The 12374-nt window shown below is 59.3% G+C and carries 12 protein-coding genes; 3 read left to right on the top strand and 9 right to left on the bottom strand.

The features are described 5' to 3' along the window. Position 1: 1 nt before the first annotated feature. From J1D76_RS16950 to colR, 4 genes are all read right to left on the bottom strand, one after another. On the bottom strand, positions 2–715 hold the full coding sequence (locus J1D76_RS16950) for a lipopolysaccharide kinase InaA family protein (RefSeq protein ID WP_421139391.1): 714 nt from the start codon (positions 713–715) through the stop codon (positions 2–4). 4 nt (positions 716–719) lie between these two features. Then, a complete protein-coding gene (locus J1D76_RS16945; protein WP_421139486.1) occupies positions 720–1388 on the bottom strand; it encodes a class I SAM-dependent methyltransferase in 669 nt (222 codons plus the stop codon). A gap of 146 nt (positions 1389–1534) precedes the next feature. Then, positions 1535–2812 carry a sensor histidine kinase gene (locus J1D76_RS16940; RefSeq protein WP_421139390.1) on the bottom strand — a complete coding sequence of 426 codons (1278 nt, stop codon included), beginning with the start codon at positions 2810–2812 and terminating at the stop codon, positions 1535–1537. Then, on the bottom strand, positions 2802–3485 hold the full coding sequence (gene colR / locus J1D76_RS16935; RefSeq protein ID WP_007978572.1) for a two-component system response regulator ColR: 684 nt from the start codon (positions 3483–3485) through the stop codon (positions 2802–2804). The genes J1D76_RS16940 and colR overlap by 11 nt, the downstream gene beginning before the upstream one ends. A 201-nt stretch (positions 3486–3686) precedes the next feature. Here colR and J1D76_RS16930 point away from each other — a divergent pair, with 201 nt between their 5' ends. Both J1D76_RS16930 and J1D76_RS16925 read left to right on the top strand, forming a co-directional pair. Continuing rightward, complete coding sequence (locus J1D76_RS16930) at positions 3687–5636, top strand: LTA synthase family protein (RefSeq protein ID WP_421139389.1); 1950 nt, start codon at positions 3687–3689, stop codon at positions 5634–5636. Between the two features lie 53 nt (positions 5637–5689). Continuing rightward, positions 5690–6433 (top strand): phosphatase PAP2 family protein, encoded by a 744-nt coding sequence (locus J1D76_RS16925; protein WP_421139388.1) that lies wholly within the window; start codon positions 5690–5692, stop codon positions 6431–6433. A 191-nt stretch (positions 6434–6624) separates the two neighbouring features. On the opposite strand, the gene groL is transcribed toward J1D76_RS16925, so the two are convergent. The 4 genes from groL to J1D76_RS16905 form a co-directional block, all read right to left on the bottom strand. Further along, positions 6625–8271 (bottom strand): chaperonin GroEL, encoded by a 1647-nt coding sequence (groL, locus tag J1D76_RS16920; RefSeq protein WP_421139387.1) that lies wholly within the window; start codon positions 8269–8271, stop codon positions 6625–6627. 49 nt (positions 8272–8320) lie between these two features. Then, positions 8321–8614 (bottom strand): co-chaperone GroES, encoded by a 294-nt coding sequence (locus tag J1D76_RS16915; RefSeq protein ID WP_007985847.1) that lies wholly within the window; start codon positions 8612–8614, stop codon positions 8321–8323. Between the two features lie 244 nt (positions 8615–8858). Next, on the bottom strand, positions 8859–9338 hold the full coding sequence (locus J1D76_RS16910) for an FxsA family protein (protein WP_421139386.1): 480 nt from the start codon (positions 9336–9338) through the stop codon (positions 8859–8861). A gap of 66 nt (positions 9339–9404) precedes the next feature. Further along, positions 9405–10136 (bottom strand): HugZ family protein, encoded by a 732-nt coding sequence (locus J1D76_RS16905; RefSeq protein ID WP_421139385.1) that lies wholly within the window; start codon positions 10134–10136, stop codon positions 9405–9407. A gap of 152 nt (positions 10137–10288) precedes the next feature. Between J1D76_RS16905 and J1D76_RS16900 the strand changes: the two genes are divergently transcribed. After that, positions 10289–11047 carry an SDR family oxidoreductase gene (locus J1D76_RS16900; RefSeq protein ID WP_421139384.1) on the top strand — a complete coding sequence of 253 codons (759 nt, stop codon included), beginning with the start codon at positions 10289–10291 and terminating at the stop codon, positions 11045–11047. Positions 11048–11167: 120 nt separating this feature from the next. On the opposite strand, the gene apbC is transcribed toward J1D76_RS16900, so the two are convergent. Further along, on the bottom strand, positions 11168–12262 hold the full coding sequence (gene apbC, locus J1D76_RS16895) for an iron-sulfur cluster carrier protein ApbC (RefSeq protein ID WP_421139383.1): 1095 nt from the start codon (positions 12260–12262) through the stop codon (positions 11168–11170). Positions 12263–12374 lie beyond the last annotated feature (112 nt).

Raw genomic sequence — 12374 nt, 5'->3', positions numbered from 1 at the left:
GCTATAAACCCTTGATAGCGCTGCCAAACGCCGTCTCATAAAAATAGACCAGCTTTTTCCAGTCTGCGTCGCTGAACGACGAGTGGCGGCGCAATTGCTTCATATCGTGGGAGGCGGCGCGATAGGCGGTCAGACGCTGTCGGCACTTCTCCAGATCGATCAAGGCAATCTCGACCTTGGCCGATTCACCTTCACCCGTCACTCGCAAAAAGACGTGCTTGATGTAGATGCAGCTGTGCTGCCAACGGCCCTTGTGCATGCGGGCGAGGTTTTCAGCCAGGTCCTTGAGCACGCGCTCGTGCACCGCCTCACCATGACGCTCGCGGCCGCCACCAGCGTACCAATGCTCGATTTCCTCGAAGCCGTCCAGCGACTTGGTGACCAGCAACGCGCGCCATTTGTGCACAGGGTCGCGCTGTGCGCCGCAGAAAACGATTTGCGGAACCCGTACGCCGAGCGCGGTCACCCCGGTAAGCGCAGCTTGCTCGCGCAACACCGTCGGCCGACCGAAAGGGTGCAGCCAGCTACGATGGATGTGCCCGGTCTGACGCTTCACGTAAAGCAGCTGACCATCGCTGCCCATCAGCCGCTGGACGCCACTTTCCCCGCCGCGACGGAGGTTGGGCTCTTCTACCCATTCACCGCGTTGGTTCCAAAAATAATCGAAGCGATCCTGGGGAGCGACTTCCGTTTCTGCTGCGAACTGCACTGCCATCCTGTTACCTCTTGCGTAATACGTAAACTCGCCACATGGCATAGAGCGGCAAAAAGTCCAGTTGTTCCTGAATTCGGAAACCGGCCTGCTCAAATTCCTTCTCTACCGTAGCAGCGGGCAACACAAAGCGGTTTTGGTAACCTTCCTGCCCACGGCTTTTCTCCGAACGCTTGCGCTTCCAGGCCTTGAAGTTGCCATCGACCCACAGCGAAAGAATCACGCTATCGCGGGAAACACGCTGGAACTCGCGCAAGATTGCCATGCGGTGCTCGGCTTCACCGATGTGGTGAAGCAGGCGCATGCAAAAAATGCTGTCGACGGCGTTGTCCGGCAAGGCGATATCGAATGCAGAGGTGTGCAAGGGTTGTACCCGTTTCACGACATCGGCCGGTTGTGCCTGGGTGGCGATCTTCAGCATGGACTCCGAGTTGTCCGCGCCAATAATCACGCGATTGGATTTTTCCGCCAGCAACGGCCAGAAACGCCCGGCACCGCACGGCAGGTCGAGCACCAGGCCAGGTTCGCCGACCAGGGCCAGTGCCTTGCGCGCCAATTGTTCGTCACGCCAGTGGGACAACCGGCGGCCGAGGCCATCCTGATGTTTGCGCAGATAGCGTTGCGCGTGTTGATCGTCGTACTTTTCGGAAAAATCGAGTTTGATCGGGCCGTCCATCATCAGGTCTCCTGAACTTCTGATAACAACTACCTTAGGTTTGGGGGTGTCGGCGTCAGGTGATCCGTTTGTGAAAATTTCGTTGCAGCTAACCGAGAAGTATTACAGGGTTTTACAGAATTGGTAGAACTGCCAAACGCCCCGGCTCACGCTGGCTTGGACAACTCCACCTGAAATCGACAGCCATTGGGTTCGACCGTGGTGAGGCTGACGCTCCAGCCCTGGTTTTCACAGATCCGTTGCACCAGGGACAACCCCAGGCCCAGGCCTTCCCCACGTTTTTCGCTGCCGCGAACGAACGGCTCGAACATCGCCTCGCGCTTCTCTTCGGGAATGCCCACGCCACTGTCTTCGACCAGGAAGCCCGTGCCCGTCAGGGTCAGGCGGATGAAGCCCTGTTCGGTGTAATGCAGGGCATTGCGCAGCAAGTTGCCCATCACCGCATGCAGGAATGTCGCGTTGTAGCCTTTGGAATCCGGGTTGCCCGGCTCGAAAATCAGTTTCAATCCTTTATGTTCGATGGGTTCGCGCCACAGCCCAAGCAAACCTTCAGCCACTTGGCTGAGGGACTGTTGTGGCGACATGCTGGCGTCTTCGCGCTGGGCACGGGCCAGCATCAGAAAGGTTTGCACCAGTTCGCGCATTTCTTCGCAGGCCCGGGCGATACGCTCGACCTGGGCGCGCCCGCGCTGATCGATGCCGGGGTTTTCCAGCAACAACTCGCAGGAGCTGGCCAGGACCATCAGCGGTGTGCGCAATTCATGGCTGACGTCGCTGGTGAACAAGCGCTCGCGGGTCAGGGCCTGGCGCAAGCGCCCGAGGGTGGCGTCAAAGGCCACGGCCAGTTCGCCCACTTCGTCGGCGGCGTAATCCGGTGCCAGCGGTGGGGCCAGGCCGAGCAGTTGATCGCGATGACGCACTTGCCGGGCCAAGCGTACGACCGGCGCCATTACCTTGCGCGCCAACACCCAGCCGAGAAATACCGCCAGCGCCAGGCTCAGGACGAACCCCACCAGCACCACGGCAAACAGCACGCGCTCACGCTCTTCGAAGTCGCTCTGGTCCTGCAACAACACGTAACGCCGGCCGTCGACGATTTCGGCCATGGCGTGGTACGACAGGTTTTCACGGAATACTTCATGGAAACCCGGCTCCAGGTGCCGCAAATCCTTGGGCAGCCTGAAATCGCCCGGCCCGCTGCTGAAGTAGAACAATTGGTCGGGCTCTGGACGATGGCTCCAGTCGGCGACATTGTCCATCAGCAACAGGCGCTGCAAATCACCGCCCAGGCCCGCGGAAATCAGTTTTTCTTCAACCAGGTGCACAGTCGCGACGATGCCCATGGCAAAGGCGCCCGCCACCAGTGCGCTCATCAGCGCAAAGGCAATGATGATGCGTTGGGCAAGGCTCTGCTTAAACTCCATCACGGCCCTCGGCCAGGCGATACCCCACACCGTGCACGGTTTGCAGCAATGGCTTGGCGAAGGGTTTGTCGATCACCTGGCGCAGTTGGTGGACATGGCTGCGCAGGCTGTCGCTGTCCGGGCAGTCGTCGCCCCACAGGGCTTCTTCGAGAATTTCACGGCGCAATACATGGGGGCTTTTCTGCATCAACACGGCCAGCAATTTGAGGCCGACCGGGTTGAGTTTCAGCAAGCGACCTTCACGGGTGACTTCCAGGGTGTCGAGGTCATAGTTCAAGTCGCCGACTTGCAAGGTCCGTCGCCCACCGCCCTGGGTACGGCGCATGACCGCTTCGATACGCGCCGCCAGTTCCGACAGGGCGAAGGGTTTGATCAGGTAGTCATCGGCACCGGACTTGAAGCCTTGCAGCCGGTCATCCAGTTGATCACGGGCCGTGAGCATGATCACCGGCGTTTCGCGGCGGGCATCCTCGCGCAGGCGTTTGCACAAGGTGTAGCCATCGATGCCGGGCAACATGATATCGAGCACGATCAAGTCGTAGTGCTCGGTGGCCGCCAGATGCAGCCCCGACAGACCATCCTGCGCGCAATCGACGGTATAGCCTTTGAGCCCCAGGTAGTCGGCCAGGTTGGCCAGGATATCGCGGTTGTCTTCAACCAATAGAATTCGCATGGGTCTCTCTCCGTCCACAGTAACGGCCATCATGGCCCGCGCAGCTTAAGGCCAAGTGTGGCTCACGGCTAGGGGAAGGCCATAGGTGAATCAATCTGTTCAACCAAAAGGTATGATTGACAGGTTTTTCACTATCGATTCACGCACCGACGACAGTCGTCGGGCGAGACTCGCACGCGATGATAATAAGGAATATCAAAAATGGATTATTTGAAAACGGCCCCCATGCGCTTGCTGCTATTGGTCGCCGGCGCGTGGCTTGCGATTTTTTTTCTAACCCGAACGGTTCTGCTCGTCACCCACCTGAACGAGGCCGGTAGCGGGTTCCTGTCGGTTTTCGGAATCGGTCTGCTGTACGACCTGGGCTTCATCACCTATGCGGCATTGCCCATGGGGCTGTACCTGTTGCTGTGCCCGCCAGCCTTGTGGCGCACTCGCGGCCATCGCTGGTTCCTGCAAGGCCTGCTGACCGTCAGCCTGTTCGCCATGCTGTTCACTGCGGTGGCTGAATGGCTGTTCTGGGATGAGTTCGGCGTGCGCTTCAACTTCATCGCCGTCGACTACCTGGTGTACTCCGACGAAGTGTTGAACAACCTGCTGGAGTCGTATCCGATCGGCACGCTGCTGAGCGTCCTCGCCGTGCTCGCCGTGGTCCTGAGCCTGGTTTTGCGCAAAGCGTTCAACGCCGCGCTGGCAGCGCCGTTGCCGCCGCTGCGTGGCCGCCTGATCAATGCGCTCGGCTTGTTGGTCATCGCTGGCCTGAGCATGCAACTGCTCAGCCAGGATGCGCCGCGTGCCCAAGGTGGCAACGCCTATCAGAATGAATTGGCGAGCAACGGCCCGTATCAATTCTTCGCCGCGTTCCGCAATAACGAACTGGACTACGCGCAGTTCTACAGCACGCTGCCGTCAGCCGTGGTTGCCCAGCAGATCCGCAGCGAACTGGCAGAACCCAATGCCCGTTTCGTCGGCCAGGACCCACAGGACATCCGTCGCGACATCGATAACCCGGGCACCCTGCGCAAGCCCAACATCGTGCTGGTGACCATTGAAAGCTTCAGCGCCAAGTACATGGGCAGCAACGGCGATACCCGCAACCTGACCCCCAACCTGGATGCGTTGCGCAAGCAGAGCCTGTATTTCAACAATTTCTACGCCACCGGCACCCGCACCGACCGCGGGCTGGAAGCCATCACCCTGGCCATCCCGCCAACGCCCGGGCGCTCGATCGTCAAGCGCGTGGGTCGTGAAAGCGGCTTTGCCAGCCTGGGCCAACAACTCAACGCCGTGGGTTACGACAGCGTGTTTGTCTATGGAGGGCGCGGTTACTTCGACAACATGAACGCGTTCTTCAGTGGCAACGGCTACCGTGTCGTAGACCAGAGCAGCGTCGAGGAGTCGGAGATCCACTTCAAGAATGCCTGGGGCATGGCCGACGAAGACCTGTATAAACAGGCGCTGAAACTGGCCGATGCCGATTATGCCAAGCAGCAACCGTTCCTCCTGCAATTGATGACGACGTCCAACCACCGTCCGTACACCTATCCGGACAACCGGATCGACATCAAGTCCGGCAACGGTCGTGATGGCGCGGTGAAATACACCGACTATGCCATTGGTCAGTTTCTCGATCAGGCGCGTGAAAAGCCGTGGTTTGACAATACAATCTTCATTTTTGTCGCCGACCACACCGCAGGCAGCGCCGGTAAGGAGGACTTGCCCATCGCCAACTATCAGATTCCGCTCTTCATCTATGCGCCGAAGTTGATTGAAGCGCGGGAAACTGCACAATTGGCCAGCCAGATCGACCTGGCCCCGACGTTGCTCGGCTTGCTCAACCTGGATTATGAATCGACGTTCTTTGGCCGTAACCTGTTGCAGGACAACCCATTGCCACCGCGCGTGGTGCTCGGCAACTATCAGCACCTGGGGTTGTTCGACGGCAAGGACCTGGCGATCTTGAGTCCACGCCAAGGGTTGCGTCGTCACGATGACGCGCTGACCGAGAGCCGCGAGTCGCGGTCAAACGCCAATGACCCATTGATTACACGCGCAATCACCTATTACCAAACGGCCAGTTATGGCTTCAAGCAACAGCTGCTTGGCTGGAAGGCGCCCAAGGAGGGTGCCGGTCAAGTCGGCGAACGTTAACCGAATCGCCCCAGGCTGATGCCCGGGGCTTTTTCCTTTGTTCAGGATTCACCATGTCATCCACCGCTGTCCGCCCTGCCCCTCGCCCGCTCAACTTCTGGGTGTGCTTGGGCGTCCCCGCCATTGCGGCGATCATTCTGATGTTGCTCGAACTGACCTCGCTGGACATGGACCTTGCCAAGCTGTTCTACGACCCGGTCGCAGGTGACTTCATCGGACGGCACAGTTACTTCCTGGAGGACATCCTCCATAATCGCGCCAAGGAGTTGGTCATCGCCTTCTCGGTGTTCGCGATCATTGCCTACGCCGCTTCGTTTTTCATGGCCAGGCTCAAGCCGTTCAAACGCGAACTGGGTTGCCTGGTGCTGTCCCTGGGCCTGGCGACATCTTTTGTCACGCCGATGAAAGCAGTAACTGCGGTGCAGTGCCCGTGGAGCCTTGAGCAATTCGGCGGTCACGAGACTTACAGCGAATTACTGAGTCCTCGCCCGCACACCGACAAACCGGGCCGCTGCTGGCCTGGCGGCCATGCGGCCACCGGCTTTACCCTGTTTGCGCTGTTTTTCGTGCTGCGTGACCGTCGCCCGCGCATGGCCCGCGCAGCGTTTATCTTTGCCTTCACCCTCGGCTCGGTGTTCTCCATCGGGCGGATGATGCAGGGCGCGCACTTCTTTTCGCACAACGTGTGGACGGCGGTGTTCTGCTGGCTGATTTGCCTGGGGTCGTACTACTACGTGCTGTATCGACCGGCGTTGAAGGCTGGTCGCGAGGTCAATGCACAACCGGTCAGCGCCTGAGAGACAGTTCAAATGTAGGAGCGAGCCTGCTCGCGAAGCGGTTCAACATTCAACGATGATGTTGACCGATAGATCGCTTTCGCGAGCAGGCTCGCTGCCACATTGGACAGTGGTGGTCCTTGAAGACCGGGCAATAAAAAACCCCGCCTGCTTTCGCAGACGGGGTTTTTGCTTACTGGGGTAAGGCTGGCTTACATCATGCCGCCCATGCCGCCCATACCGCCCATGTCTGGCATGCCGCCACCGGCACCGCCGTCTTTCTTCGGTGCATCAGCAACAGCAGCTTCGGTGGTCAGGATCAGACCGCCGATCGACGATGCAGCTTGCAGCGCGGAACGGGTGACCTTGGTTGGATCCAGGATGCCCATTTCGATCATGTCTCCGTATTCGCCAGTCGCAGCGTTGTAACCGAAGTTACCTTTGCCGTTCTTGACTTCGTTGACCACAACGCTCGGCTCGTCACCGCTGTTGGCAGCGATCTGGCGCAGCGGTGCTTCAACGGCACGGCGCAGAACAGCGATACCGACGTCCTGATCAGCGTTGTCGCCTTTCAGATCGTGCAGGGTTTGCAGAGCGCGGATCAGCGCAACGCCACCGCCAGGTACCACGCCTTCTTCAACGGCTGCACGGGTCGCGTGCAGGGCGTCTTCAACGCGGGCTTTCTTCTCTTTCATTTCAACTTCGGAACCAGCGCCAACCTTGATCACTGCAACGCCGCCGGACAGCTTGGCCAGACGCTCTTGCAGTTTTTCACGGTCGTAGTCCGAGGAGGTCTCGGCAACCTGGGCACGGATCTGGTTGATGCGTGCTTCGATGTCGCCTTGAACGCCAGCACCGTCAACGATGATGGTGTTTTCCTTGGACAGTGTGACGCGCTTGGCGTTACCCAGGTGCTCCAGGGTGGTGCTTTCCAGGCTCAGGCCGATCTCTTCGGAGATAACGGTACCGCCGGTCAGAACAGCGATGTCCTGCAGCATGGCCTTGCGACGGTCGCCGAAGCCTGGAGCCTTGACGGCTGCGACTTTAACGATACCGCGCATGTTGTTCACAACCAGAGTCGCCAGGGCTTCGCCTTCAACGTCTTCGGCCACGATCAGCAATGGACGGCCGGCTTTGGCAACGGCTTCCAGCACTGGCAGCATTTCGCGGATGTTCGAGATCTTTTTGTCGACCAGCAGGATCAGCGGGCCGTCCAGCTCAGCGACCATGGTCTCTGGCTTGTTGACGAAGTACGGGGACAGGTAGCCACGGTCGAACTGCATGCCTTCAACAACCGACAGTTCGTTTTCCAGGCCCGAGCCTTCTTCAACGGTGATCACGCCTTCTTTACCGACTTTTTCCATGGCTTCGGCAATGATGTCGCCGATGGAGTTGTCGGAGTTGGCGGAGATGGTGCCTACCTGAGCGATAGCCTTGGTGTCAGCGCATGGCTTGGACAGGGCTTTGAGCTCTTTAACAATAGCGATGGTCGCTTTGTCGATACCGCGCTTGAGGTCCATCGGGTTCATGCCGGCAGCGACGGCTTTCAGGCCTTCGTTGACGATCGACTGAGCCAGAACGGTAGCGGTGGTGGTGCCGTCGCCTGCGTCATCGTTGGCACGGGAGGCAACGTCTTTGACCAGCTGCGCGCCCATGTTTTCGAAACGGTCTTCGAGTTCGATTTCTTTGGCGACGGAAACGCCGTCCTTGGTGATGGTCGGAGCGCCGAAGCTCTTCTCGATGATCACGTTACGGCCTTTCGGGCCCAAGGTCGCTTTTACTGCGTCAGCCAGGACGTTGACGCCCTTGAGCATTTTTTTACGGGCGGAATCGCCAAACAGAACTTCTTTAGCAGCCATGATCGATATTCCTTAAATACTTTGTAGTAGTGGAAAATGAACGGGGGTATCAGCCTTCGATAACAGCGAGGATTTCGTTCTCGCTCATTACCAGCAGGTCTTCGCCGTCGACTTTCACAGTGTTGCTGCCGGAGTACGGACCGAACACAACCTTGTCGCCCACTTTTACGGACAGTGCACGCACTTCACCGTTTTCCAGTACGCGGCCGGTGCCGACAGCGAGGATTTCGCCGCTGTTGGCTTTTTCAGCAGCCGAACCTGGCAGGACGATACCGCCAGCGGTTTTCTTTTCTTCTTCGCTGCGACGGATGACGACGCGGTCATGCAGAGGACGAAGCTTCATTGTCGATCTCTCCTAATTGTGGTTTTCATCGGCCGGTGTAGTCCCGGCGGGTTTAACAAAATCCGGCGGAGCCGGGTGCGGTTCGTCAAGCGAACCGCGAAATCTGTCTGGCGTAATCACCAGAAACCTTGCGGTGACCGTTACATAAGGGCGCATAAGCTTATTACAAGGGCGGGGATCGAAAAATTTTCGTATCGATCCCCCAAAAACGAACACGGCACCCGAAGGTGCCGTGTGCAGAGCGTTATGGCTTGGGGTCGCGGTGTTCGAACTCGCCTTCGATCACAGTCGGTTCACGGCCCACCGATTCGCGGGGTGCGGGACCGCCGCGTGCCTGCAAGTCGTCGGCGAACGCGCGCTGACGCATGGCCTGCGCCTCGGCGCGCTCACGCATTTTATTGGCCAGCAGGCGTCGAGTGAACGGCAACAGCATGAACAGGCCGATCACGTCGCTGATGAAACCCGGAAGAATCAGCAGGCCACCGGCCAATGCCAGCATCAGCCCTTCGAGCATGGTCTGCGCCGGCAACTCGCCGCGGTTCAGGCTTTCACGGGCACGCAGGGCCGTGGCCAGGCCGGCGATGCGCAGCACGAACACGCCGAACATCGAGCCGAGAATGATCAGCAGCAGGGCCGGGAAAAACCCGATGGACCCGGCCACCTTGACGAATACAAACAGCTCCAACACCGGGAACAGCAGAAAGAGCAACAAAAAAGGGCGCATCAAATGGTTCCTCAACGCAAGAATGCCTTGCCAGTTCACCTTAGATGACGTCGCTGTTTCGTGATTTCAAGCATCGGCCACTTCATTTTTCGGCCAATGTTGCGCGTGAGCCAGAGAAACCAAGGCTTCGCGCACTTGTGTCGGCGTATTACAGGGCGCTTGAAACGGCAACCAATACACACCTTGGCCAATGCGCAGGTGCATGCCTTCGGTATCGATTCCGACCATCTGCGCCGGTGCGGTTTTCGGCAGTCCCGCCAGGGCGACGTAATGGGCGATGGCCTTGGCGTGATCGGCATTCATGTGCTCGACCATGCTCACTTCGGCCTTGCCGGCGAACGGGTTGGCCAGGGTCAGGTCGTTGACCCAGTGAATCGCACCGAAGCCGCCGATGTAGCGGTGGCGCACCGGCGTGAGGACCCAGAAATCGAAATCGTGGGCCTTGTGGTAGTTCTGGGAGTCCGGGAAGTAGCGGTAGTAACGTTCGGCGGCGGCTTCGATGGCGGACTCGTCAACGATTTGTTGCGCCTCGGCCAGATAGGTCAGGCGGCCCACCGCTTGCGCGTCTTCGGCACCACGTTCACCGACGAACAGCGAGCATTTCGGGTCTTTTTGCAAGTTGTGCGTGTGTTGGGCGATCCGGCTGATCAGGATCAACGGCCGGCCCTGCTCGTCCAGGCAATATGGAACGACGGAGCCAAACGGAAAACCCGGCATTGCTTTGGAATGCGTGGAGAGTACGCCGCGGTATTCCTTGAGGAGCAATTCTCGTGCATGCTTGGCCGTTTCAACGCTCAATTTATGACTCCTTAATAAGAATCCGTCAAAAAAACGGATCGGCCGCTGGTAACAGTACCAGCACGCCATTGGGGGCAATTCTCAGGTGCCAAGGTAGGCGTGAAAGAGAAGATGCCTAGTAAGAAAACACCCAGACCTACCGGGGCATGCGAATGCAACTCACTGACAAAGTAATCATTATCACTGGCGGTTGCCAGGGTTTAGGCCGCTCCATGGCCGAGTATTTCGCGGATAAAGGCGCGAAACTCGCACTGGTCGACTTGAACCAGGAAAAACTCGACGACGCCGTTGCCGCTTGCAAAGCCAAGGGCGTCGAAGCTCGCGCCTACCTGTGCAACGTCGCCAATGAAGAGCAAGTGACGCACATGGTTGCTCAGGTCGCCGAAGATTTCGGCGCGATCCATGGCCTGATCAACAATGCGGGGATCCTGCGCGACGGGCTGCTGCTCAAGGTCAAGGATGGCGAGATGACCAAGATGAGCCTGGCCCAGTGGCAGGCCGTCATCGACGTCAACCTGACCGGCGTGTTCCTGTGCACCCGTGAAGTGGCGGCAAAAATGGTCGAGCTCAACAACAGCGGTGCGATCATCAATATCTCGTCGATTTCCCGCGCCGGCAACGTCGGTCAGACCAACTACTCGGCCGCCAAGGCCGGTGTGGCGGCGGCAACCGTGACCTGGGCCAAGGAACTGGCGCGCTACGGCATTCGTGTCGCCGGCATTGCACCGGGCTTCATCGAAACCGAAATGACCCTGGGCATGAAGCCTGAGGCGCTGGAAAAGATGACCGCCGGCATTCCTCTCAAGCGCATGGGCAAGCCAGAAGAAATCGCCCATTCGGCCGCCTACATCTTCGAGAACGACTACTACACCGGCCGGATTCTGGAGATGGATGGCGGGTTGCGCATCTAAACCACCTCAATAACAACTGTAGGAGCGAGCCTGCTCGCGATGGTGTGTCAGACAACACGGTGTCGACTGATGCACCTTCGCGAGCAAGCTCGCTCCTACAGGGGATAGCATTTGCGCGAATTAGTCGTCGCTGATGCTGATGTTGGGCATCGCCGGCGTCAGCGCTTCCTGCAACACGATCCGCGCGCCGACGTGGCGGGCCAGTTCCTGGTAGACCAGGGCGACCGGGCTGTCCGGCTCGGCGATCACCGTTGGCCTGCCGCCATCGGCCTGCTCGCGAATGGCCATCGACAATGGCAATGAAGCCAGCAGCTCGACGCCGTACTGGTTGGCCAGCTTCACCCCGCCACCTTCACCGAACAGATGCTCGGCATGCCCGCAGTTCGAGCAGATGTGCACCGCCATGTTTTCCACCACGCCCAGCACCGGAATGTTGACCTTGCGGAACATTTCCACGCCCTTGCGCGCGTCCAGCAACGCCAGGTCCTGCGGGGTGGTAACGATCACCGCACCGGCCACCGGCACTTTCTGCGCCAGGGTCAACTGGATGTCGCCGGTGCCTGGCGGCATGTCGATGACCAGGTAATCCAGATCACCCCACGCGGTTTGGGTGACCAGTTGCAGCAGGGCACCGGAGACCATCGGACCGCGCCAGACCATCGGCGTGTTGTCGTCGGTCAGGAACGCCATGGACATCACTTCGACGCCGTGGGACTTGAGCGGTACGAACCATTTCTGATCCTTGACCTCGGGGCGGGTACGCTCCGGGATGCCGAACATGATGCCCTGGCTCGGACCATAGATGTCCGCGTCGAGGATCCCGACCTTGGCGCCTTCACGCGCCAACGCCAGGGCCAGGTTGGCGGCGGTGGTGGATTTACCCACGCCGCCCTTGCCGGACGCCACGGCGACGACGTTCTTGACGTTCGCCAACCCCGGTACCTGCGCCTGGGCCTTGTGCGCGGCGATCACGCTGGTGATCTCGACCTTGGCACTCGCCACGCCATCCAGCCCCTGGATGGCCATTTCCAGCATCTGCGACCAGCCACTCTTGAACAGGCCCGCGGCGTAGCCCAGCTCAAGCTGGACGCTGACGCGGTCGCCCTGGATCTCGATGTTGCGCACGCACCCGGCGCTGACCGGGTCCTGGTTCAGGTAAGGGTCGGTGTATTGGCGAAGGACGGCTTCCACCGCTGCGCGATTGACGGCGCTCATGGGCAACTCCGAAAACGGGACTTGGAAAAGATGACGGGTATCGTACCTGTTCCGGGTCCGAGGCGGCATATTCGACGTTCATTTGTTGCTGTGGCGAGGGGGCAAGCCCCCT

The sequence above is a fragment of the Pseudomonas sp. NFX15 genome (assembly GCF_049132105.1).
In the GTDB taxonomy this organism is placed as follows: domain Bacteria; phylum Pseudomonadota; class Gammaproteobacteria; order Pseudomonadales; family Pseudomonadaceae; genus Aquipseudomonas.
The sequence above is the reverse complement of the archived record's forward strand: the minus strand, read 5'-3'. Positions and strand labels throughout refer to the sequence as shown.

What these genes read in the sequence shown, in the direction of transcription:
- J1D76_RS16950 (WP_421139391.1), bottom strand. Translation starts at nt 715, where the DNA reads ATGGCAGTGCAGTTCGCAGCAGAAACGGAAGTCGCTCCCCAGGATCGC.
- J1D76_RS16900 (WP_421139384.1), top strand. Translation starts at nt 10,289, where the DNA reads ATGCAACTCACTGACAAAGTAATCATTATCACTGGCGGTTGCCAGGGT.
- J1D76_RS16910 (WP_421139386.1), bottom strand. Translation starts at nt 9,338, where the DNA reads ATGCGCCCTTTTTTGTTGCTCTTTCTGCTGTTCCCGGTGTTGGAGCTG.
- J1D76_RS16925 (WP_421139388.1), top strand. Translation starts at nt 5,690, where the DNA reads ATGTCATCCACCGCTGTCCGCCCTGCCCCTCGCCCGCTCAACTTCTGG.
- J1D76_RS16945 (WP_421139486.1), bottom strand. Translation starts at nt 1,388, where the DNA reads ATGGACGGCCCGATCAAACTCGATTTTTCCGAAAAGTACGACGATCAA.
- J1D76_RS16940 (WP_421139390.1), bottom strand. Translation starts at nt 2,812, where the DNA reads ATGGAGTTTAAGCAGAGCCTTGCCCAACGCATCATCATTGCCTTTGCG.
- groL (WP_421139387.1), bottom strand. Translation starts at nt 8,271, where the DNA reads ATGGCTGCTAAAGAAGTTCTGTTTGGCGATTCCGCCCGTAAAAAAATG.
- colR (WP_007978572.1), bottom strand. Translation starts at nt 3,485, where the DNA reads ATGCGAATTCTATTGGTTGAAGACAACCGCGATATCCTGGCCAACCTG.
- apbC (WP_421139383.1), bottom strand. Translation starts at nt 12,262, where the DNA reads ATGAGCGCCGTCAATCGCGCAGCGGTGGAAGCCGTCCTTCGCCAATAC.
- J1D76_RS16930 (WP_421139389.1), top strand. Translation starts at nt 3,687, where the DNA reads ATGGATTATTTGAAAACGGCCCCCATGCGCTTGCTGCTATTGGTCGCC.
- J1D76_RS16915 (WP_007985847.1), bottom strand. Translation starts at nt 8,614, where the DNA reads ATGAAGCTTCGTCCTCTGCATGACCGCGTCGTCATCCGTCGCAGCGAA.